We start from the raw sequence: 21600 nt of genomic DNA, 5'->3' as shown, positions 1-21600 counted from the left end.
GCGGGTACTTCGGTGGGGGGTGGGCAGGTCAGACGGCGGCGGTGGTCTGCTCGGGCTCGCGGGTGTGCTCGGCCTCCGCGTCGCTCAGGGCGGCGAGGAATCGCTCCGCGTCCAGAGCCGCGGAACAGCCCGTGCCGGCCGCCGTGATGGCCTGACGGTAGGTGTGGTCCACGACGTCACCCGCGGCGAAGACACCGGGGATCCGTGTGCGGGTGCTGGGGGACTCGACCTTGAGGTAACCCTCGCCGTCCAGGTCGAGGATGCCCTTGAAGAGGTCGGTGCGCGGGTCGTGGCCGATCGCGATGAACAGGCCGGTCACCGGAAGCTCCGAGGTCTCACCGGTCTTGGTGTTGCGCAGCGTCAGCCCGGCGAGCTTGCCCTCGCCGTGGATGGTGTCGACCTCGTTGTCCCAGATGAACTTGATCTTGGGGTCGGCGAAGGCACGCTCCTGCATGGCCTTGGAGGCGCGCAGGGTGTCACGGCGGTGGACGACCGTCACGGTCTTGGCGAAGCGGGAGAGGAAGGTCGCCTCCTCCAACGCGGTGTCGCCGCCGCCGATCACGGCGATGTCGTTGTCCTTGAAGAAGAAGCCGTCACAGGTGGCGCACCAGGAGACACCGCGGCCGGACAGCACATCCTCGTTCGGCAGTCCGAGCTTGCGGTGCTGCGAGCCGGTGGTGATGATCACGGCCTTGGCGCGGTGCACGGTACCCGCGGAGTCGGTGACGGTCTTGATGTCACCGTCGAGGTTCACCTCGATGATGTCGTCCGGGATCAGCTCCGCTCCAAAGCGCTCGGCCTGGGCGCGCATGTTGTCCATCAGGTCCGGGCCCATGATGCCGTCGCGGAAGCCGGGGAAGTTCTCCACCTCGGTCGTCGTCATCAGTGCACCGCCGGCGGTCACCGCTCCCTCGAAGACCAGAGGCTTCAGCGAGGCGCGTGCGGTGTACAGCGCGGCTGTGTAGCCCGCCGGCCCGGAACCGATGATGATCACGTTTCGGACGTCGCTCACGGGTTCATTCCTCGTCTCTGTCTGACAGCTGCGCCGGTGCCCCGGCGGGACTGTTGTATCCGCCTAACGGATACTACGGGCCCCGCATTCCCAGCGCTCCGCCGCTAACGAGGGTATGTCTCCTCACGCAGCAGAGTGCCCGTTCCGGACGGCGTGGCGGCCGTGCAGGAGGCATCCACGACGAAGGCGTCGACCAGCGATCGATCGCCGGGATGCGGGAGGAGGACGAGATAGGAGTCCGATCCCTCGTAGACGCCTCGACGGGCGGCGAGCGGGCTGCTGTCGTCCGGACGGCCGATCGCCCGCAGGACGCAGGAGGGCGGCGCTCCGTTGACGTCCATGAGCGGGGACTGCCCGGCCGGCTTTCCCTGGATCCGGCTGGCCGTGGTGCCGGTCAGGAGCTGCTGTACCTGGGTGCGGAGCGAGTCGGCCGCCTCGCTCCGCTCGTCCGACTGACCGGCGACGGAGTCCTTGGCACCGACGGCATCGGCGGAGGCCTTGTCGGCCTGCCCGGACGAGGACTCCATCAGGGCGGCGCCGAGACCACCGAAACCGAGGACCGCCATCGCGGAGACGGTCAGGACAAGCCCCCTGTGCCAGCGTCGGCGGGTCGGGGTCACAGTGCGTCCCGGACCGGTGGCAGCGGTGCCTCGGCTGTCGGGTCCACGGCCGGCACCGGGCGATGTTTCACGTGAAACAGGAGTCGCCGTCGTTGCGGGCGATGTTTCACGTGAAACATCGGGGGCGGTGGAGGCCAGCAGGACTTCTGCGGCGAGTGCGGCATCGATGCGGTGGGCGATGTCGGTGGGCATCCGGGGCGGCCCGGGGAGGGTTCCGAGCAGTCCGCGGATCTCGTCCAGGGAGGCCCGTACGTCGGCGCAGAGCGGGCAGTCGTCGAGATGGCCGCGGACGGAGGCGGACCGCTGGGGCGGGAGGATGCCCTCTGTGAAGTCCGAGATCTCGACGACCTCGGGATGTTCGTTCATTCCCGTCGGTGACGTCATCGATGTCCACCTCCGCCCTTCGTGATCCCGTGACCCGGTCCGGTCTCCGTCTCTGGGACGGATGCGTTCTCCGTCCGGTTCCTTCCCCCGCCCCGATCGGCGCTACCCACACTCCCTTCACGCAGATGAGTGAGGAGCGGCAGCAGCCGTGCCCGGCCCCGGGCGCATCTGCTCTTGACTGTTCCCGGTGGAACGTCCAGGACGGCCGCGGCCTCCGCCACGGGGTAGCCCTGCATGTCGACCAGGACGAGGGCGGCGCGTTGCTCTGGCGGCAGCGTCGCCAGAGCCTGGAGCAACTCTCGATGGAGCTCCCCCCGCTCCGCCGGGGCCGCGGCCGACTCATGCGGTTCGAGAATCGCCTCGAACTGCTTCTCGTCGATGACCGACGAAGTCCGGCGTGAGGCCGCCTTGCGCGCGCGGTCCAGACAGGCGTTCACGGTGATGCGGTGCAGCCATGTGGTGACGGCGGACTGGCCGCGAAAGGTGTGGGCGGAACGGAAGGCCGAGACCAGTGCGTCCTGGACGGCGTCCGCGGCCTCCTCCCGGTCCCCCAGAGTCCGCAGGGCCACTGCCCACAGTCGGTCGCGATGGCGGCGGACGAGTTCTGCGAAGGCGTCCGGGTCCCCCGCTACATGACGGGCGAGGAGGTCGCTGTCCGCGACCTCCCCGCCCGTGTTCTGCTTCGGCACGCTCCCCCCAGTTCTTCCGCTAGCCGCTGACCTTGATCTCGGAGATCCGGCCGCGGTAGTTGCCCTGATCGGTGTGGGGGAGCTGGGTCAGCCAGACCAGGAGGTACCGGGTCTTGACCGCCTTGCCCGGCGTCAGGGTCACCTGGCCGCCGGAGCCCGCGGCCACCTTGGTGAAGTCGTCGAGACCGGTCGGCATGGAGTCGGCACTCGAACTCGCGGCCATCAGCTCGGCGCTGGTGTCGTCCCCTATGAAGTCGACCTTCACCTTGCCGACCTGCTGGACGCTGCCGAGATCGACGATGACGCCGACCCCGGACTTCAGCCCGCCGAGGTTGGCCTGGGTGTACCAGCTGGTCTCCCAGAAGGTGGACGCCTTGCCGTCATAAGCGTTGGCCACGTCCCGCGGGTTCTCCGAACCGTCGGTACCCAGCGGGTCGAAGTCCTTGGCCCCGGTGATGGCGATGGGCTTGCCGGACGTCAGCTGCGCGGTGCCGCTGGGGTCGTCACTGCCCCCCGTGGGGTGGGAGCTGGTCGTGCCGCCGTCCTTGGACCGGTTCTCGCGGTCCATGAGCGTCTCGGCGACCTGCCAGCTACCGAGACCGAGAGCGGTGATCAGAAGGGCCGACACGGACCACTTGAGGGCCTTCCCGGTACGCCCGGTGAGGGGCGGGGGTGGCGTGGCCGGCAGGGCCGTGGTGGCGTGCGTGGAGGGACGGGGGGTGGCCTGGCGGTAGGCGCCCTGCTGGTAGGTCGTCCGCGAATAGGCGGTCGTGGACGGTTCCGGAGGCCGGATCTTGGGGGTCGCGGCGACCGCCTTCGCCAGCTCCTCCGGGGTGGCACACGGACCCGGCTCGCGGGACGCGGTGGCACCGTCGTTGACGAGTGCGCGCATGGCGAGCTCGGACAGCCCGCGGTGGATTCCCGCCCGCACCTTGTCCGGGGCGACGAGACCGACGTCCTTGGGCAGGCCGGTGAGCCCGTACGCGTCCTCCGCGTAGGGCCAGCGCTGAGTGAGGCAGGCGTACAGCAGGGCCCCGATTGCCTCGGTGTCCTCGCGCTGCGGGCGATCGGAGGTGATGCCCCGCAGCGCGGCGGCGACGGCAAGACCGCGGATGCGGTACTGGCCGGCCTCGGTGCGGAGCACGGCGTCCGGGTTGAGCCGCAGATGCGCCAGGCCCTCGCGGTGGGCGGCGGCCATGGCTTGGGAGACCTGGCTGACCATCTGGTAGGCCTCGTGGGGCTCCAGCGGGTCGACGGCGACGAGCTCGCTCAGCTCACGGGCGTCGGGCAGCCATTCATGGATGACGTAGACGAGGTCGTTCTCCTCGACGGCGTCGAGGACCTGGACGAACCGGGGGTCTCCGAGCAGCGCCGCGGAGCGGGCCGCGGCCAGCACCAGGCGGGCCCGGCTGTGGTCGGCGGGCAGGATGTGGATGCCCACGGCGCGGCGGAGTTTCTCGTCGAAGGCTTTCCAGCTGCTGAAGCCGTCGACACGGGTGAGGCAGTCCTCCAGGCGGTACCGCCTGGCGAGCTTGTGGCCGCTGTGGAGCTCAGGCGGGGCGTTCCTGGTCGGTGCTGTCTCCTCGGGGAGGGTCTTTTGCGGTGCGTCCTGCTCTTCGCTCAGGTCGGTCGCCTCGTCGGCAGTGGCACTGTCCGCGTGAGCGGTGAGCGGCTTGTCGCCGCTCTCGTTGGCCACTCCGACGGCAGCCGTGCTCCGTTCCGCCACCGTCGTTCCTGCCTCCCCATCCGTTGCAAGATCTGACAACACAGCCAAGGACAATTGTGCCAACAGTCCACCGCTATGCACGACACACGAGGGCGGGCGATGGTTGCCCCGCGACCAGAAATCAGCGGCCCAGCCGGCCACGGACCATGCCGACCATGGCTGTCATCTCCTCGATGCGCATGCGCTTGGCGGCGATGAAGAAGATTCCGCCCAGCACAGCGGCGCCGAGCGCCAGTGACAGCAACGATGCGGCGGCACCGTGACCCAGCGAGTGCCAGACACCGTAGACGACCGCGCCGGCACCCGCTGCGGCGGGGATGCAGGCGCCGAAGAGCCTGGCGTAGGTGCGGACCACGCGCTTGCCGTCGATGTCGCCGCCGAGTCGCCTGCGCAGGCGCTTCACCGCGATCCCCACACCGATCGCGTAGGACAGGCCGTAGCCGGCGGCCATGCCGACCACGGCCCATCGGGCGGGCAGCAGGAAGTAGCAGGCGGCCGCCGCGGTGGCGTTGCAGACCGCGACGATGACCGTGTTGTAGAAGGGGGTGCGGGTGTCCTCGTACGCGTAGAAGCCGCGCAGGACGATGTACTGCACCGAGAAGGGGATCAGGCCTAGTCCGAAGGCCATCAGTACGAAGCCGATGTTCACCGCGCCATCGCCGGAGCTGCTGTAGAGCAGGGTGGCGATGGGGAGGCCGAGGGCGAGGAACGCGAAGGAGGCGGGCACGATGGCCACACCCGAGGTGCGCAGCCCGTAGGAGATGTCGTCGCGGACCGCCGCGGCGTCGCCGTCGGCGGCGGCGCGGGAGATGCGCGGGAGCACGGCCGTCATGACAGAGACGGTGATGATCGCCTGCGGCATCTGCCACAGCAGCAGCGCGTAGTTGAAGGCGGTGATACCCGTTCCCTCGTGGTGCTGTGCCTCGGCCGCTGCACCCGCCGCGGTGGCGAACTGGGTGAGGACGATCAGGCCGATCTGGTTGGCGAGGACGAAGAAGAAGGTCCACTTGGCCAGTTTGGCCGCGTGGCCGAGACTGTGGCCGCGCCAGTCGAACCGCGGCTTGATCCGGAATCCGGCCTCGCGCAGGTAGGGGATCATCGCCAGGGCCTGCACGGTCAGGCCCAGCAGGGTGCCGAGGCCGAGCAGACGCACTGCCTCGGGGGTGATCGACTGCGAGGAGACACCGGTACTGGTGAAGGAGCCGAAGGCCCAGATGAACGCACCGAAGGTGGCGATGATGACGACGTTGTTGAGGACCGGGGTCCACATCATCGCGCCGAACCGGCCGCGGGCGTTGAGTACCTGGCCGAGCACCACATGCAGACCCATGAAGAACATGGTGGGGATGCAGTAGCGGGCGAAGGTGACCGCGACGTCGAACCTGGCCGGGTCGGAGGCCATGCTCGGGGACATCACCCGGATGAGCAGCGGTGCGCCGACGACACAGACGGCGGTGACCGCCGCCAGGCCGACGGCGACGAGGGTGAGCAGGCGGTTGGCGTAGGCCTCGCCACCGTCCTCGTCGTTCTTCATGGCCCGCACGAGCTGCGGCACGAACACGGCGTTGATCGCTCCGCCGCCGACCAGGATGTAGATCATCGTCGGCAGGGTGTTGGCGACCTGGTAGCCGTCGTTCAGGGTGCCGACGCCGATCGCGGCGGCCATGACCAGGGTGCGCAGGAATCCGGTGATCCGGGACACGAGGGTACCGGCCGCCATGAGGGCGCTGGACTTCAGCAGGCTGCTGCCGCGGCTGCCCGCCGAGGCCTGCACCGGCTCCACCACGGGCTCAGGCTCGGGAGCGGGCGGCTCCGGGTCGTCCCGGAAGAGGTGCGCGTAGGCGTCCGGCTGGGGCGCCTGGGCGCCCTGCTCGTCAGGAGCGTAGGAGACGAGCTCGTCCACACCCACGTACCGCGTGGCGGCGTCGTCGGCATAGGGCATCCGGTAGGGCTGGTGACCGTAGGGCGGCTGGCCGTAGGCGGGTGCCGGGTGCGCGGTGCGGTCGTACAGCGCCTCGTCCACCGGGTCCTGCGCCGTGGGGTCCTGGCGCTCGTACGGGTCGCGGGCATACGTGTCCTGCAAATACGGGTCGGGGACGGCGGGGGGCTGCCCGGGCTGGGCGGGGAACCGCTCCCCCGCTTCCCGTTCGCGTTCACCGTCGTACGGCGCGTTCATCACTGCCCCACCTCATCGGCCCCTGACTCGCTGACTATCGGTCCACCTTCTCACCCGTCCCGGACGGGTCCTTACTTTGCGCGGCGGTGTCCGCCGCCGGGTCACCCGGCTGCCCGGGCGCGGCGCCGTCCTGGGTACCTTCGGTGCCCTTCGCGGTGCCGTCGGCGGTGTCCTCCTCCGCGTCTTCCCCGTCCGCGGCCGCTTTCGCGTCCTCGTCGTCGCCCTCGTCCTCGTCCTCGTCGCCGTTGTCACCGTCACCGTCGACGGCGCGGCGCTTGCGCTGGTGATACATCCGTACGCCGGCGAGGACAAGCAGCAGCAGGCCGGCGGCGATCACCAGCATGACGGTGGAGGTGATCGAGGTGACGTCCACCGTGAAGGTGATCGGCCTGCCGTAGGCGACGTGGTCCTTGGTGTAGAGCTGCGCGGTGATGGTGTTGAGGCCGTTGCGCGCCGCTGTCGCCGCGAATTTCAGGGACCGGGTGTGTCCGCCCTCCACCGTGACCGGCTGCGGGTCGCCCGGGTCCATGCTGTTGCCCTGACTGGAGCTGAGTTCCAGCTGCAGTCCCTCGATGGTCTGGCCGAGCTCGTTCTTCACCGTCACCGGGATGGTGCCGCTGCGGCCGGAGAGGGTGAGGGTACCGGTCTTGGGGAGGATCTGGACGAGCCCCATGAGATCGGAGAGGTATGTCCCGATCGCCCACCGGAAGGAGGCGGCGCCCCCGGAGTTGCCGCGCCATTCGGTGGACATCGACCGCAGCAGCGCGGTCGTGAAGGGCGTCGTCACCCGGTCCTTGCGGCTGAGGATGACAAGGAAGCCGTTGAGCGTGGCCTGGGTGGCCTGGATCTGACGGAACGCCTCGGTACTCAGTTCCCGCTTGCGCAGGCTCGCCGGGTAGGCGCTGCCGCGCGGCACCGTGCGGTTGGCCCGGGGGTCCGGGGTGGCCTTGGCGGCGTCGGAGAAGTCGGCCGTCTCGGCCCACGCGCTCGATTCGACGGACGTGATGGCCATGGCCATGGCCTGGGCCTGCGAGGCGCTGGGCATCCGCTGGGGGGCGACGACGATGCTCCGCTGGCGGTCGGGCGCCTGCATGGTGACCATCAGCGTCTGGGAGACGAACTTCTGGATCGCCAGGGTGGCCTTCTCGGCCCGCATCATGTCGCCCTCGAAGCCCTGGGATAGCCCCGCGTCGGCCACCACAGCAGTGGTGCCCCCCCCGATGGGCCGGGCGGAGGTCGGCGTGTAGCTGGGCTTGCCGGGCTCGCCGAGGCTGTCGCTGCGGGCGATGACCTTGTCCGCGCCCGCCGAGGTGGCGACGTCGACGATGGAGGGGTCGACGGCGCCCTGCACGGGCCAGGCCACATCCGTGGCGGGCGTGATGTGCAGGACGGTCTCGAAGGTGGTGGTCGCCAGTTCGGTGGCGGTGTTGAGGTGGGCCAGGGTTCCGGCGACGTTCTTGCCGTGGTGCGCGATCGAGGCGATGTCCGGGTCGGAGAAGGGCAGGGCGACCACCTCGTCGCCTGTGAGAGCGGTCTTCAGGTCGGTCAGCCAGCGCTTGGCATCCTCCGTCCCGGTACCGGAGGCGGTGTGATCGAGATCACCGTCAGGACCGGCCACCTGGTAGCGCCGGGTCATCGCGTCGACGGTGGCGATCAGGTCGGGGTCGACCACCCAGGTGACCGGGAGGTTCCGGCCCAGCGCCACGAGTTGCTGGAGCCGTCCGCCGGGAGCCAGGTCCTGGGCGAGGTGGTCGTCGAGGAAGATCGGGCTCTGCTGGTCGTCGCTCTCGCTGCGCACGGCCAGGTGGGGACGGTCGATGAGCGGCCACAGGAAGGTGTACCGGGTGCTCTTGGCGGTCGCGGTGGCGTACCAGGGAAGGAACGTCCGCTCCACACCCAGGATCTGCCGGTAGCCGGTGGCCCGGGTCTGCCCGGCGAGGGAGACACCGAGCTGGTAGACGCCGTCGGCGCCCAGATGGAGGTCCTTGACGGGGATCTTGAGGGTGAAGGGGCGGCTCATGCCGGCCGACAGGTCCTCGAGGGCGGCCGAGTGACCGGAGATCTCGTAGCCGTCGGTGCCGGGACTGTACGTGCCGCGCCCGGCGGCCGCGCCGATGGCGCTGCGGCTGGTGAGGGGGCCGCCAGGGGCGACCTCCACGCCCATCTCGGCGTCGGTGACGGTCCGCTTCCCCTTGTTGGTGACCGTGCCGGTCACCGTGAGGGTGTCGCCCTTCGCGGGGACGGTGGGGGACAACGAGTCCACCGACACGTCGACACCCTGGCCCGAGGAGTCCGCGCGCGCCACGGGAGCCGTCTGGGCCTGGAGCAGCCCTGCGAACATCGCGGCGCCGGCGAGCAGCGCCGCGGCTCGACGCAGCCTCGTACGGGCCGGAGCTGTCCCAGGGTGCTGTGCCGCCTCGCCCACGCGCTGGCCGTCCCTCGTCGTCATCGGATGTGCGTCCTGGAATGGTAACGATGCTCGATGAGTCGAAGTGCTGCGGTCGGGCCACAAGATCGCCACAATGACGACCCCGAAACGCCCGTGGCGATCATGGGACGACACTAAACCGGTCGGCCGTAGGGCGCACGGGCACGTACCCTGTTCTGTTGTGCCGAATGCCAACAACGCCCCCCAGACCCTGAAGCCGGCGCCCGTCATCGCGCCGGTGGCCGAGGACCTCGGCCGCCGCTTCCAGGACGCCGGATTCCGGCTTGCCCTCGTCGGCGGTTCGGTCCGCGACACCCTGCTCGGCAGGCTCGGCAATGATCTGGACTTCACCACGGACGCCCGCCCCGACCATGTGCTCAGGATCATCCGCGGCTGGGCCGAGGCGGTCTGGGAGGTCGGCATCGCCTTCGGCACGGTCGGCTGCCGCAAGGACGGCTTCCAGATCGAGATCACGACGTACCGTTCCGAGGCGTACGACCGGACGTCCCGGAAACCGGAGGTCTCCTATGGCGACACCATTGAGGAAGACCTCGTACGCCGGGACTTCACCGTCAACGCGATGGCGGTCGCCCTCCCCGACCCCGAGTTCATCGACCCCCACGACGGCCTGAGTGATCTGGCCCAGCGGGTGCTGCGGACACCGGGCACCCCGGAGGAGTCCTTCTCCGACGACCCGCTGCGGATGCTGCGGGCGGCCCGCTTCGCGGCACAGCTGGACTTCGAGGTGGCGCCCGAGGTGGTCACCGCGATGACGGAGATGGCGGACCGCATCGACATCGTCTCCGCGGAACGGATCAGGGACGAGCTGAACAAGCTGATCGTCTCCGACAACCCGCGCAAGGGCCTGGGCCTGCTGGTCGAGACCGGTCTGGCGGCCCGGGTGCTGCCGGAGCTGCCGGCCCTGAAGCTGGAGCGTGACGAGCACCACCGGCACAAGGACGTCTATGAGCACACGCTGACGGTGCTCGACCAGGCGATGGCCCTGGAGACCGAGGGGCCGGACCTCGTGCTGCGTCTGGCGGCCCTGCTGCACGACATCGGCAAGCCGCGTACCCGGCGTTTCGAGTCCGACGGGCGGGTCTCCTTCCACCACCACGAAATGGTGGGCGCGAAGATGACCAAGGCCCGGCTGACGAAGCTCAAGTACCCGAACGAGACGATCAAGGACGTTGCCCGGCTGGTCGAGCTGCACCTGCGCTTCCACGGCTACGGCACCGGCGAGTGGACCGACTCCGCCGTGCGCCGTTACGTCCGGGACGCGGGCCCGCAGCTGGAGCGGCTGCACAAGCTGACCCGCTCGGACTGCACCACCCGCAACAAGCGCAAGGCCGCCGCCCTGTCGCGTACATACGACGGGCTCGAGGAGCGCATCGAGCGGCTGCGGGAGCAGGAGGAACTGGACGCGATCCGGCCCGACCTGGACGGCAACCAGATCATGGGGATCCTGGGCGTCTCCCCGGGCCCGGAGGTCGGCAAGGCCTACGCCCATCTGCTGGAGCTGCGCATGGACCACGGGCCGCTCGGCGAGGAGGCCGCGGTGGCGGCGCTCAAGGAATGGTGGGCCGCGCAGACCGGCTGAGCTTCGAGGACCGCGAGCCGGCCAAGCCGGTGAAGGTGGTCAAGCCGCCCGGAGGGGGTCATGTTTCACGTGAAACATGACCCCCTCCGGCATGACGGGGCGGGTGTTTCACGTGAAACATGACGATGTGGCCGCGTTTCACGTGAAGCGGAGCGGAGTGCGTGCGGTGCCCACCGCCACTGCGGCGTAGATCAGGGCGAGCGCGATCACCAGGGGGGCGGAACGCCCGTCAGGAGGCAGGATCAGGGCGCAGGCGGCTGCCGCACCGACGAAGGCCACATTGAAGAGGACGTCGTAGAGCGAGAAGACACGGCCGCGGTAGGCGTCGTCGATCGAGGACTGGACGACCGTGTCAGTGGCGATCTTGGCTCCCTGGGTGGCGATTCCGAGGACGAAGGCAGCCACGAGTATCGGGACCGGACGGAAGGGCAGCCCCAGACCCGGGAGCAGGACGGCGGCCGAGGCCGCGCAGACGGTGATCCACCCGAAGGTGCCGAAACGCCCCGCCGACCACGGAGTGATCACCGCCGCGACGAAGAAACCCGCCCCGGACGCGGCGACCGCGAGGCCCAGGAGCGCCAGTCCGTCCCCGCCCGAGGCGTCGCCCGATCCCCCGTCGACCCAGGCGTACCGGCACAGCATGAGCACCGTCACGGTCAGTCCGCCGTAGCAGAAGCGCATCGCCGTCATCGCGGTCATCGCACGCGCCGCCCGGGGGCGGTCCCGTAGGTGCCGCAGTCCGTGCAGCAGACCGCTCAGCGTGCTGCGCAGCGCCTCGCCGACCCGCGGCTGGACCCGGGTGGGATCGGGCCCCAGCAGATCTCTCCCCAGGGTCAGGGAGGTGAGTCCGGCCGACAGATAGACGACCGCCGCCAGGAGCACGATCAGGGCGTCGGACGCCCTGCCCTCGGCGACCCCGAGGTGGATGAGGAACGCCACCCCGCCGCCCGCGGTCGCCGCGAGTGTGCCCGCGGTCGGGGAGAGCGAGTTCGCCATCACAAGGCGGTCGCCGTCGACCACGCGAGGCAGCGAGGCCGACAGACCGGCCAGGACGAAGCGGTTGATGCCGGTGACCGAGAGGGCCGACAGATAGAACAGCCAGTCCGGCACCCGCAGCAGCGTCAAGGCGGCGGTGCCGGCCGAGAGCAGTGCCCGGAGCAGGTTGCAGTAGAGCAGCACCTGCCGCCGTCGCCAGCGGTCGAGAAGGACGCCCGTGAACGGTCCCAGGAGCGAGTACGGCAGCAGCAGCACCGCCATGGCGGAGGCGATGGCAGCCGGCGAGGTCTGCTTCTCCGGGGAGAAGACCACGTAGGTCGCCAGTGCCACCTGGAACACCCCGTCGGAGAGCTGCGACAGCAGCCGCACTGCCAGCAGGCGCCGGAAGTCGCGGAAGCGCAGCAGCAGACGGAGATCACGTACTACGGGCATGCGCACAGCCTCACACGACGCACAGGCCCCCGGGTGTCATACCCGGGGGCCTGTGCGGTCGCGTCGTGCGACGGGCGGTGAACGGTGGCTGAACCGCCGATCAGCGGTCGACCTCGCCGCGGATGAACTTCTCGACGTTCTCGCGCGCCTCGTCGTCGAAGTACTGAACCGGCGGGGACTTCATGAAGTAGGAGGAGGCCGAGAGGATCGGGCCGCCGATGCCACGGTCCTTGGCGATCTTCGCCGCGCGCACCGCGTCGATGATGACGCCGGCCGAGTTCGGGGAGTCCCAGACCTCGAGCTTGTACTCCAGGTTCAGCGGGACGTCGCCGAACGCACGGCCCTCGAGGCGGACGTACGCCCACTTGCGGTCGTCCAGCCAGGCCACGTAGTCCGAGGGGCCGATGTGGACGTTCTTCGCGCCCAGGTCGCGGTCCGGGATCTGGGAGGTGACGGCCTGCGTCTTGGAGATCTTCTTGGACTCCAGGCGCTCGCGCTCGAGCATGTTCTTGAAGTCCATGTTGCCGCCGACGTTCAGCTGCATGGTGCGCTCGACGATGACCCCGCGGTCCTCGAAGAGCTTGGTCAGCACGCGGTGCGTGATGGTCGCACCGACCTGGGACTTGATGTCGTCGCCGACGATCGGCACGCCCGCCGCGGTGAACTTGTCCGCCCACTCCTTGGTGCCCGCGATGAACACCGGCAGGGCGTTGACGAACGCGACCTTGGCGTCGATGGCGCACTGCGCGTAGAACTTGGCGGCGGCCTCGGAACCGACCGGCAGGTAGCAGACGAGCACGTCGACCTGGCGGTCCTTGAGGATCTGGACGACGTCCACCGGCTCCTCGCCGGACTCCTCGATGGTCTCGCGGTAGTACTTGCCCAGACCGTCCAGAGTGTGGCCGCGCTGGACGGTCACGTCCGTCTGCGGCACGTCGCAGATCTTGATGGTGTTGTTCTCACTGGCACCGATGGCGTCGGCCAGGTCGAGCCCGACCTTCTTGGCGTCCACGTCGAAGGCCGCCACGAACTCGACGTCACGCACGTGGTAGTCGCCGAACTGCACGTGCATGAGGCCGGGCACGCGGCCGGCCGGGTCGGCGTCCTTGTAGTACTCGACACCCTGCACCAGCGACGCGGCGCAGTTGCCCACGCCAACGATGGCTACGCGAACCGAACCCATTCCGGTTGCTCCCTGTGTGATCGTCACGCGGATCCCCGGTCGCTGCCGGGTTCCTCGTCGTTTTCCAGTTGGTTGTCCTGCTCGGCGTCGGAGGACAGAGTGGACAGGGGCGCTCTGCTGCGCCCCGCCCGCTCGGTCTCGATCAGCTCGTTCAGCCAGCGGACCTCGCGCTCCACCGACTCCATGCCGTGCCGCTGCAACTCGAGCGTGTAGTCGTCGAGCCGCTCACGGGTGCGCGCGAGGGACGCGCGCATCTTCTCCAGGCGCTCCTCCAGCCGGCTGCGCCGACCTTCGAGGACACGCATCCGTACGTCCCTGGACGTCTGGCCGAAGAAGGCGAAGCGAGCAGCGAAGTGCTCGTCCTCCCATGCGTCCGGTCCGGAGTGGGCGAGCAGTTCTTCGAAGTGCTCCTTGCCGGCCGCCGTCAACCGGTACACGATCTTCGCCCGCCGGCCGGCCAGCGGCGCAGTGAGCGGATCGGACTCGGGGCCGGTCTCCTCGACCAGGTAGCCCTGAGCGACCAGTGTCTTGAGGCAGGGGTAGAGGCTCCCGTAGCTGAACGCGCGGAACACACCGAGCGAGGTGTTGAGCCGTTTCCGCAGCTCATAACCGTGCATCGGGGATTCGCGCAGCAAGCCCAGGACGGCGAACTCGAGGATGCCCGAGCGTTTGCTCATGCCCTCTTCCCGCCTCCGTCCTTGCAGTCGTCGCCTCTTATCTCGCCGCGATGTATCGGCTCGATACATCGTGACGATAGAACGCCCGGCCGGGACCCGCAAGGTGCCGCACGGTGACCGACGTCACATCGGGAAATCTGCACAGCGTCAACCGCCCCTTATGTGATGAACATCGGGCTAGCAGGTCTTTTGACCCTGCGTACTCTGTTCGCCATGCAGAGCACCGGGAACCGTGAGGCGCAAGTGAGCGTCCTTGTCCGTGGTGCAGTGCGGCCAACGCACGCCGGGGGGACCGGAAAACCACTGCCGCTTTCAGGCGATCCCGCCTGTCCTAGGAGTAGCTGTTCATGAGCGAGCACCGTCGCAAGCCGCCGCAGACGCCGCCCGGCGGCGGCCGCGCAGCCGCCCGGCGCGGCGCGCAGCAGCAACCCCCGCCGCCAGGAGGGCGGCGGGAAGCGCCGCCATCGCAGTCGTACGGCACACGCGGACCCGGTCCGGCCCAGGGCGCGGGCGGCGGTTCGCGCCAGCAGCCGCGCCGGGAGGGCGCTGCCCCGGGTCAGGGCGGACGGCCGCCCGGTCCGGGTCAGGGCGCACGCCAGAGCGCCGGCCACGGCGCGGCGCCGGGCCCGGGTGCGGGTCAGGGCGGTCGCCGGGGCGGGGGCGAGTCCGCGTACCAGGGACGTGCCGCCGCGCGCCGCGCGGCCCAGTCCACACAGAAGGGCGGCCGTCGCCGCACCGCGGGAGCGGACGCGACTGGTGCCGGGGGCGGACGCGGTGGCGGCCAGCCGCCCAAGAAGCGCATCGTCGACTACCCGCGCTGGGGCCGGGACGGATGGCAGCGCTGGATGCCGTCCTGGAAGCTCGTGTCGGGTCTGTGCGTCTTCCTCTTCGGCAGCATGGTGGCGGCCGCGGGCATCGGCTACGCGATGGTGGGCATCCCCAACGAGAACGACGCCGCCAAGTCGCAGAACAACGTCTTCTTCTGGGCCAACGGCGACCGCATGGTGGCGACCGGAACTGGCGCCAACCGGCAGAACGTCACCCTCGCCGAGATCCCGAAGGCCATGCAGTACGCGGTCATCTCGGCGGAGAACAAGACCTTCGAGAAGGACTCCGGCGTCGACCCCATGGGTATCGGCCGGGCCCTGTTCAACATGGCCAAGGGCGGTGACGCGCAGGGTGGTTCCACGATCACCCAGCAGTACGTCAAGAACACCTACCTGAGCCAGGACCAGACGGTCAGCCGGAAGTTCAAGGAGCTCTTCATCTCCATAAAGGTGGGGACGAAGCTCAGCAAGGACAAGATCCTCCAGGGCTACCTGAACACCGCGTACTACGGACGCGGTGGCTACGGCATCCAGGCGGCGGCCCAGACCTACTACGGCAAGGACGCCGAGAAGCTGACGCCCAGTCAGTGTGCGTTCCTCGCCGCACTGCTCAAGGGCCCCACGTACTACGACCCGGCCGGCGCCACGAGCATCGACAAGAGCGCCACGCCGGAGACCAACCGGAAGAACTCCGAGGAGCGCTGGCGCTGGATCCTCGGTGAGATGTACAAGGACGGTCACCTGACCAAGGCCGAGTACGACAAGGCCGTCGCCAAGTACCCCATGCCGCAGGGGCTGAAGGCCACCAAGGGCATGACCGGCCAGACCAGCTACCTGGTGGACACCGCCAAGAACTACGTGCTCGCCCACTCCAAGATCAGCCGGGCGGAGCTCGACCAGGGTGGCTACCAGATCTACACGACCTTCGAGAAGCCGAAGGTGGACGCGCTGGCCGACGCGGTCAAGAAGGTCGAGCAGGACAACCTCGACCCGAAGAAGCGCGAGAAGGACAAGTACGTCCAGTTCGGCGCGGCCTCGGTGAAGCCGAACGACGGCGCGATCGTCGCGATCTACGGCGGCGCCGGCTTCGAGAACAACCACTTCACCAACAACGCCAACACCTCGGGTGTACCCGTCGGTTCGACGTGGAAGCCGTTCGTGCTCGCCGCGGCCATGGAGTACGGCACCTACCGCAGCAACGGCGAGGGCATCTCGCCGCTCAGCAAGTACAACGGCAACGACCACCTGAGGGTCAAGAACAACGACGGCAGCGACGTCCTGAAGAAGGACAACACGCCCTTCTACCAGGAGAACGAGAGCGACTACCCCTGGGGCTACATCACGCTGCGCAAGGCGATGGAGCAGTCCATCAACACCCCGTTCGTGCAGCTCGGCATGGACGTCGGCATGGACAAGGTGGCCTCGGTCGCCGAGAAGGCCGGAATCCTCAAGGAGTCGCTGGCCGGCCGGAACGCCTCGTTCGCCCTGGGCACCTCGACCCCGAGCGCCGTCCGCATGGCCGATGCCTACGCGACCTTCGCGGCCTCGGGCAAGCACGCGGAGCCGTACTCGGTGACGGCGGTCAAGCAGGGCGGTGTGGAGGTGCAGGGCTTCGACAAGCCCAAGCCCACCGAGGCCATGCCGTCCGAGGTCGCGGACAACGTCACCGACACGTTGGAGAACGTGATCAAGAAGGGTACGGGTATGAACGCCCTGGCGCTCGGCCGGACGGCGGCGGGCAAGACCGGTACGACCGACAGCAACAAGTCGGCCTGGTTCGTCGGCTACACCCAGCAGCTGTCGACCTCGGTCGCGATGTTCCGCGAGAATCCGAAGACCCACACTCTGCTCTCGATGAACGGCACGGCGGGTGTCGAGTCCATCCATGGTGGTGACATTCCGACCAAGGTCTGGACCGAGTACATGAAGTCGGCGCTCAAGGGTACGCAGGACACGCCCTTCCCGAAGCCGGTCAAGATCGGTGACGTCCACGACGAGCTGGGTGCCCCGGCGTCGCCGAGCCCGTCCGTCACGGCCTCGCCGACCCAGAGCGAGAGCGCCCCGCCGACCCCGACGATCACGCCGACCCTCCAGACGCCCACCGCGACCGCGACCGAGACCTGCAGGAAGTTCTTCGGCTGCCAGGACGGCGGTGGCGGCAACGGCGGCAACGGCGGCAACGGCGGCGCCGCGGACGGGGGCGCGGACGGCGGGACCTCCACTACGCCGAGCTCGACCCCGTCCTCCAGCACCACCAAGGGCGGCGGCAACGGGAACGGCGGCAACGACGCCGGCGGCCTCTTCGCCGGCAGTACCGGCTAGCGCTCCCCAGGGAGCACACCCGCACCGATCCGCGGCCGCGGAGGGCGTCATGCCCTCCGCGGCCGCGGCCGTTCGCGGCCCCGTAGGGATGGGGACAGCCCGCGCTCAGCCGGGTAGGGCAGGATGTCCGCATGACGAGCCTGCGCGAAGACCACCACCGGGACGCCGGGGCGGCCGAGGAGTCCCGGGAGGCCGAGGAGGTCGTGCCCCCGACGGGGGAGGACCCGGTCGCCCGGGCCGGGAGCGAGGTCATCGGGGGGCCGCTGGGGCGGTTCGCCGCGGTCGGACGCAGCGGGTGGTGGAACCCGCTGCGGGTGATCGTGCTGGTGGCGATCGGGATGTTCGCGCTCGGCATGGTGCAGAAGCTGCCCTGCTACGACAGCGGCTGGTTCTTCGGGGCGAACGCCCAGTACAGCCACGCCTGCTACTCGGACATCCCGCACCTGTACTACGGGCGCGGCTTCGCCGACGACCTGGTGCCCTACTTCGACCGCATCCCGGACACGGTCTCCGGCGGCATGGGCTACCTGGAGTACCCGGTCCTGACCGGCGTCTTCATGGAGGTCGCCTCCTGGCTGACCCCGCACGGCGGCACGATCCAGCACCGCGAGCAGATCTACTGGCTGGTCAACGCCGGGATGCTGATGGCGTGCACCGCGGTCATCGCGGTCTGTGTGGCCCGCACCAACCGCCGCCGCCCCTGGGACGCGCTGCTGGTCGCGCTGGCCCCCGCGTTCGCGCTGACCTCGACGATCAACTGGGACCTGTTCGCGGTGGCCCTCACCGCGGCCGGGATGATGCTGTGGTCCCGCAGCCGCCCGCTGGCCGCCGGCATCCTGATCGGCCTGGCGACGGCCGCGAAGCTGTACCCGCTGCTGCTGCTGTGGCCGCTGCTGGTGCTGGCCCTGCGGGCCGGGAAGCTCAAGGCGTGGGGCGTCGCCCTCGTCGGCGCGCTGGGCGCCTGGTTCGTGGTGAACCTGCCGGTGGCGTTCCTGGCCTGGGACGGCTGGTCGCGCTTCTACGCCTTCAGCCAGGAACGCGGCGTCGACTACGGCTCCCTCTGGCTGGCCATCACGCAGGTGACCGGCATCTCGCTCGACAAGTCCGTGGTGAACACCTATGTCGCGGTGCTGATGGTGCTGCTGACGGTCGGCATCGGCCTCCTGGCGCTGTGGGCGCCCCGGCGGCCGCGCTTCGCGCAGTTGGCCTTCCTGATCGTCGCGGCCTTCGTCCTGACCAACAAGGTCTACTCACCGCAGTACGTACTGTGGCTGGTGCCGCTCGCCGCGCTGGCCCGACCGCGCTGGCGCGACTTCCTGATCTGGCAGGCCGCCGAGGTCATGTACTTCCTCGGCATCTGGTTCTACCTGGCGTACACCACGGGTGGCGGCAACAAGGGCCTGCCGATGTACGGCTACGACCTCGCCATCGCGGTGCACCTGCTGGGGACGCTCTACCTGTGCGCGGTCGTCGTCCGCGACGCGCTCTTCCCCGAGCGCGACCCGGCCCGCCGGGACGGCTCGGACGACCCCTCCGGCGGTGTGCTGGACGGGGCGGAGGACAAGGTCTTCCTGGGGGGCCGCTCGCGCCACCACGCGCGCCACGCGGCCCCGTTCGGCGGCCCGGGGGCCGCGTACGGGCCCGGGGGGCCGGTCCAGCAGCCCGTGCAGTGGGGCGTGGACCAGAACCCGCCGGCCTGACCTCCGCGGCGCTCCTGAGGCCCCCGCAGCCCTGCGGCGCGGGGGCCTCACTGTGTGCGGAGCGCGGCCTCAGCGGTCGACGACGCGGTCGAACTGGGTCGTCGTGTGCCGCAGATGGGCCACCAGCTCGTCCCCGACGGCGGGCGGGGCCACGTCGCCCGGCAGGAACAGGATCGACACCTGCATGTGCGGGGGCTCGGCGAACCAGCGCTGCTTGCCCGCCCACACGAAGGGCGAGAGGTTGCGGTTGATGGTGGCCAGGCCCGCCCGGGCGACGCCCTTGGCGCGCGGCATGACGCCGTGCATGGCCTTGGGGGCCTCCAGGCCCACCCCGTGGGAGGTGCCGCCCGCCACGACCACCAGGTGGCCGTCCTCGCCCGCCTTCTGCTGGCGGTAGCCGAAGCGCTCGCCCTTGGCGACGCGGGTGACGTCCAGGACGGCGCCCCGGTACTCGGTGGCCTCGTGGTCACCGAGCCAGAGCCGGGTGCCGATCCGGGCGCGGAAGCGCGTCTGCGGGAACTGGGTGCGCAGCCGCTCCAGCTCGCCCGCCTTGAGGTGGCTGACGAACAGGGTGTGCAGCGGCAGCCGGGCCGCGCGCAGCCGCTCCATCCAGTGGAAGACCTCCTCCACCGCGTCGGAGCCGTCGGTGCGGTCCAGCGGCAGGTGGATGGCGAAGCCCTCCAGGCGGACGTCGTCGATGGCCGAGTGCAGCTTGACGAGGTCGTCCTCGCTCACGCCGTGGCGCTTCATGCTGCTCATGACCTCGATGACGACCCGCGCGCCGACCAGGCCGCGCACGCCCTCCACCGACGAGACGGACCTTATGGCCCGGTCGGGCAGCGGCACCGGCTCCTCGCCCAGCCGGTACGGGGTGAGGACGAGCAGGTCGCCGCCGAACAGGTCCTTGATCTTCGCGGCCTCGTACGTCGTGCCGACCGCCAGGATGTCCGCGCCCAGGCGGATGGCCTCCTCCGTCAGGCGCTCGTGGCCGAAGCCGTATCCGTTGCCCTTGCAGACCGGGATCAGCCCCGGGAACTGCTCCGCCACGGACTGCTGGTGCGCACGCCAGCGCACGGTGTCGACGTACAGGGAGAGCGCCATGGCGGGTGTGGTGGCCTTTCGTGGTGTCGGCGGTCGGACGGACGGGTCAGCGGCGCGACATGTAGATGTCGAGCGCCTTGTGGAGCAGCTTGTTGAGCGGGAAGTCCCACTCGCCCAGGTATTCGGCAGCCTGCCCGCCGGTGCCCACCTTGAACTGGATGAGCCCGAAGAGGTGGTCGCTCTCGTCCAGGGAGTCGCTGATGCCGCGCAGGTCGTACACGCTCGCGCCGAGCGCGTAGGCGTCCCGCAGCATGCGCCACTGCATGGCGTTGCTGGGACGCACCTCGCGCTTGTGGTTGGCGGAGGCCCCGTAGGAGTACCAGACGTGCCGGCCGACGACGAGCATGGTGGCGGCGGCGACCACCTCGCCCTCGTGCTTGGCGAAGTACAGGCGCATCCGGTTGGGGTCCTCGGTGTTGAGCACCTGCCACATGCGCTGGAAGTACGACAGCGGGCGGGGCCGGAAGTGGTCGCGCTGGGCTGTGACCTCGTACAGCTGCTGCCAGACCGCAAGGTCGTCGTAGCCGCCCTGGACGACCTCGACGCCGGCCTTCTCGGCCTTCTTGATGTTGCGGCGCCACAGCTGGTTGAAGCCCCTCTGGACGTCGTCCAGGCTGCGGTCCTCCAGCGGGACCTGGAAGACGTAGCGCGGCTGCACGTCCCCGAAGCCGGCGCCGCCGTCCTCGCCCTGTTGCCAGCCCATGCGGCGCAGGCGGTCGGCCACCTCGAAGGCGCGGGGCTCGATGAAGGTCGCCTCGACGTCGCGCAGGCGCTTGACGTCCGGATCGGCGATGCCCGCCTTGATGGCGTTCGCGTCCCAGCGGCGGATCACCACGGGCGGGCCCATCTTCACGGAGAAGGCGCCCTGCTGCTTCAGATGCGCGAGCATCGGGCGCAGCCAGTCGTCCAGGTTGGGCGCGTACCAGTTGATCACCGGGCCCTCGGGCAGGTACGCCAGGTACCGCTTCACCTTGGGCAGTTGCCGGTACAGGACCAGGCCCGCGCCGACCAGTTCACCGGTCCTGTCGTCGAACCAGCCCAGGTTCTCCGAGCGCCATTCGGTCTTGACGTCCGCCCAGGCGGGGACCTGGCAGTGGCTCGCCGAGGGCAGGCTCTGGATGTACGCCAGGTGCTGTTCCCGACTGATGGTCCTCAGGGTCAAGCTCATGCGGGGCGCTCCCCATCGCTGCTGCGGCTAAGGCGTCTGTGTCTGCACTACTCTGCGCCGAAGCCTACTGCGAACGGCGAACGCCCCTGCGAGGGCTGTGGACAACCGGAGGCCGCGGCTCAGGCCCGGACGGCCGGGAGCCGGGCCCGGGACGTTCCCGCGGGCGGCTTCGCGGGACGGTGCCGCCTGCCGTGGGCGCCTATCCCCCCACCACTCCGCCGAAGAGACCGCCGTGGGCCATGCCGATGTAGAAACCGACACCGGCCAGGCCCATCCCGATGATGAAGAAGAAGCGCTCCGCGGTGGTGACTGAGCGGTACTGCCCGTAGGCGCCGACGAGGAGCCCGATCAGGCCGGCCCAGGAGCTCAACAGGTGCAGCCCGCTCCAGAAGGCGGCGATGGAGGCCAGTAGGCCCAGCACGAGCGTCGCGACAGCGAGGCCGTTCTCCACCGGGTGGGGCCGGCCGTCGCTGTTGAAGGTGAATCGGAGGCGGTGGTGGTGACGAGCGTCGGTGGTGGGTCGTACTGCCTGTGCCATGGAGCACCTCCGTGATGGAGA

15 protein-coding genes are annotated in these 21600 nt (G+C 69.7%); 3 read left to right on the top strand and 12 right to left on the bottom strand.

Annotation, left to right across the window (positions count from 1 at the left end; translation table 11 throughout):
• Positions 1 to 28: 28 nt before the first annotated feature.
• From trxB to RV983_RS18350, 6 genes are all read right to left on the bottom strand, one after another.
• Complete coding sequence (gene trxB / locus RV983_RS18375; RefSeq protein WP_475986848.1) at positions 29 to 1012, bottom strand: thioredoxin-disulfide reductase; 984 nt, start codon at positions 1010 to 1012, stop codon at positions 29 to 31.
• A gap of 104 nt (positions 1013 to 1116) precedes the next feature.
• A complete protein-coding gene (locus tag RV983_RS18370; RefSeq protein WP_475986847.1) occupies positions 1117 to 2016 on the bottom strand; it encodes an anti-sigma factor family protein in 900 nt (299 codons plus the stop codon).
• Positions 2013 to 2705, bottom strand: a complete 693-nt coding sequence (gene sigM, locus RV983_RS18365) for an RNA polymerase sigma factor SigM (RefSeq protein WP_475986846.1) — start codon at positions 2703 to 2705, stop codon at positions 2013 to 2015. Before sigM ends, RV983_RS18370 begins: the two co-directional genes overlap by 4 nt.
• Before the next feature lie 19 nt (positions 2706 to 2724).
• Complete coding sequence (locus RV983_RS18360; RefSeq protein WP_475986845.1) at positions 2725 to 4431, bottom strand: protein kinase family protein; 1707 nt, start codon at positions 4429 to 4431, stop codon at positions 2725 to 2727.
• A 121-nt stretch (positions 4432 to 4552) separates the two neighbouring features.
• Entirely contained in the window at positions 4553 to 6607 is a 2055-nt protein-coding gene (murJ, locus tag RV983_RS18355) for a murein biosynthesis integral membrane protein MurJ (RefSeq protein WP_475986844.1), read from the bottom strand.
• Between the two features lie 34 nt (positions 6608 to 6641).
• Complete coding sequence (locus RV983_RS18350; RefSeq protein ID WP_475986843.1) at positions 6642 to 9056, bottom strand: DUF6049 family protein; 2415 nt, start codon at positions 9054 to 9056, stop codon at positions 6642 to 6644.
• A 160-nt stretch (positions 9057 to 9216) separates the two neighbouring features.
• Here RV983_RS18350 and RV983_RS18345 point away from each other — a divergent pair, with 160 nt between their 5' ends.
• On the top strand, positions 9217 to 10635 hold the full coding sequence (locus tag RV983_RS18345) for a CCA tRNA nucleotidyltransferase (RefSeq protein ID WP_475986842.1): 1419 nt from the start codon (positions 9217 to 9219) through the stop codon (positions 10633 to 10635).
• 138 nt (positions 10636 to 10773) lie between these two features.
• Here RV983_RS18345 and RV983_RS18340 read toward each other — a convergent pair whose 3' ends face one another.
• The 3 genes from RV983_RS18340 to RV983_RS18330 form a co-directional block, all read right to left on the bottom strand.
• The gene (locus tag RV983_RS18340) at positions 10774 to 12063 is read right to left on the bottom strand and encodes an MFS transporter (RefSeq protein WP_475986841.1); all 1290 of its coding nucleotides are present in this window, start codon (positions 12061 to 12063) and stop codon (positions 10774 to 10776) included.
• A gap of 100 nt (positions 12064 to 12163) precedes the next feature.
• Positions 12164 to 13246 (bottom strand): inositol-3-phosphate synthase, encoded by a 1083-nt coding sequence (locus RV983_RS18335; RefSeq protein WP_475986840.1) that lies wholly within the window; start codon positions 13244 to 13246, stop codon positions 12164 to 12166.
• 23 nt (positions 13247 to 13269) lie between these two features.
• Positions 13270 to 13923: a PadR family transcriptional regulator gene (locus RV983_RS18330; protein ID WP_475986839.1), complete on the bottom strand. Its 654-nt coding sequence runs from the start codon at positions 13921 to 13923 to the stop codon at positions 13270 to 13272.
• A gap of 845 nt (positions 13924 to 14768) precedes the next feature.
• On the opposite strand from RV983_RS18330, the gene RV983_RS18325 reads away from it, so the two are divergent.
• On the top strand, positions 14769 to 17072 hold the full coding sequence (locus tag RV983_RS18325; RefSeq protein WP_475990366.1) for a transglycosylase domain-containing protein: 2304 nt from the start codon (positions 14769 to 14771) through the stop codon (positions 17070 to 17072).
• 131 nt (positions 17073 to 17203) lie between these two features.
• On the top strand, positions 17204 to 18772 hold the full coding sequence (locus RV983_RS18320; RefSeq protein ID WP_475986838.1) for a glycosyltransferase family 87 protein: 1569 nt from the start codon (positions 17204 to 17206) through the stop codon (positions 18770 to 18772).
• Between the two features lie 69 nt (positions 18773 to 18841).
• Here RV983_RS18320 and RV983_RS18315 read toward each other — a convergent pair whose 3' ends face one another.
• The 3 genes from RV983_RS18315 to RV983_RS18305 form a co-directional block, all read right to left on the bottom strand.
• Entirely contained in the window at positions 18842 to 19873 is a 1032-nt protein-coding gene (locus tag RV983_RS18315) for an alanine racemase (protein WP_475986837.1), read from the bottom strand.
• A gap of 46 nt (positions 19874 to 19919) precedes the next feature.
• A complete protein-coding gene (locus RV983_RS18310; RefSeq protein ID WP_475986836.1) occupies positions 19920 to 21041 on the bottom strand; it encodes a lipid II:glycine glycyltransferase FemX in 1122 nt (373 codons plus the stop codon).
• 199 nt (positions 21042 to 21240) lie between these two features.
• The gene (locus RV983_RS18305) at positions 21241 to 21579 is read right to left on the bottom strand and encodes a hypothetical protein (RefSeq protein WP_475986835.1); all 339 of its coding nucleotides are present in this window, start codon (positions 21577 to 21579) and stop codon (positions 21241 to 21243) included.
• Positions 21580 to 21600 lie beyond the last annotated feature (21 nt).

It is taken from the genome of Streptomyces sp. RLA123, from assembly GCF_056270165.1.
Note: the sequence above shows the minus strand (reverse complement) of the source record. Positions and strands in the feature narration are given on the sequence as shown.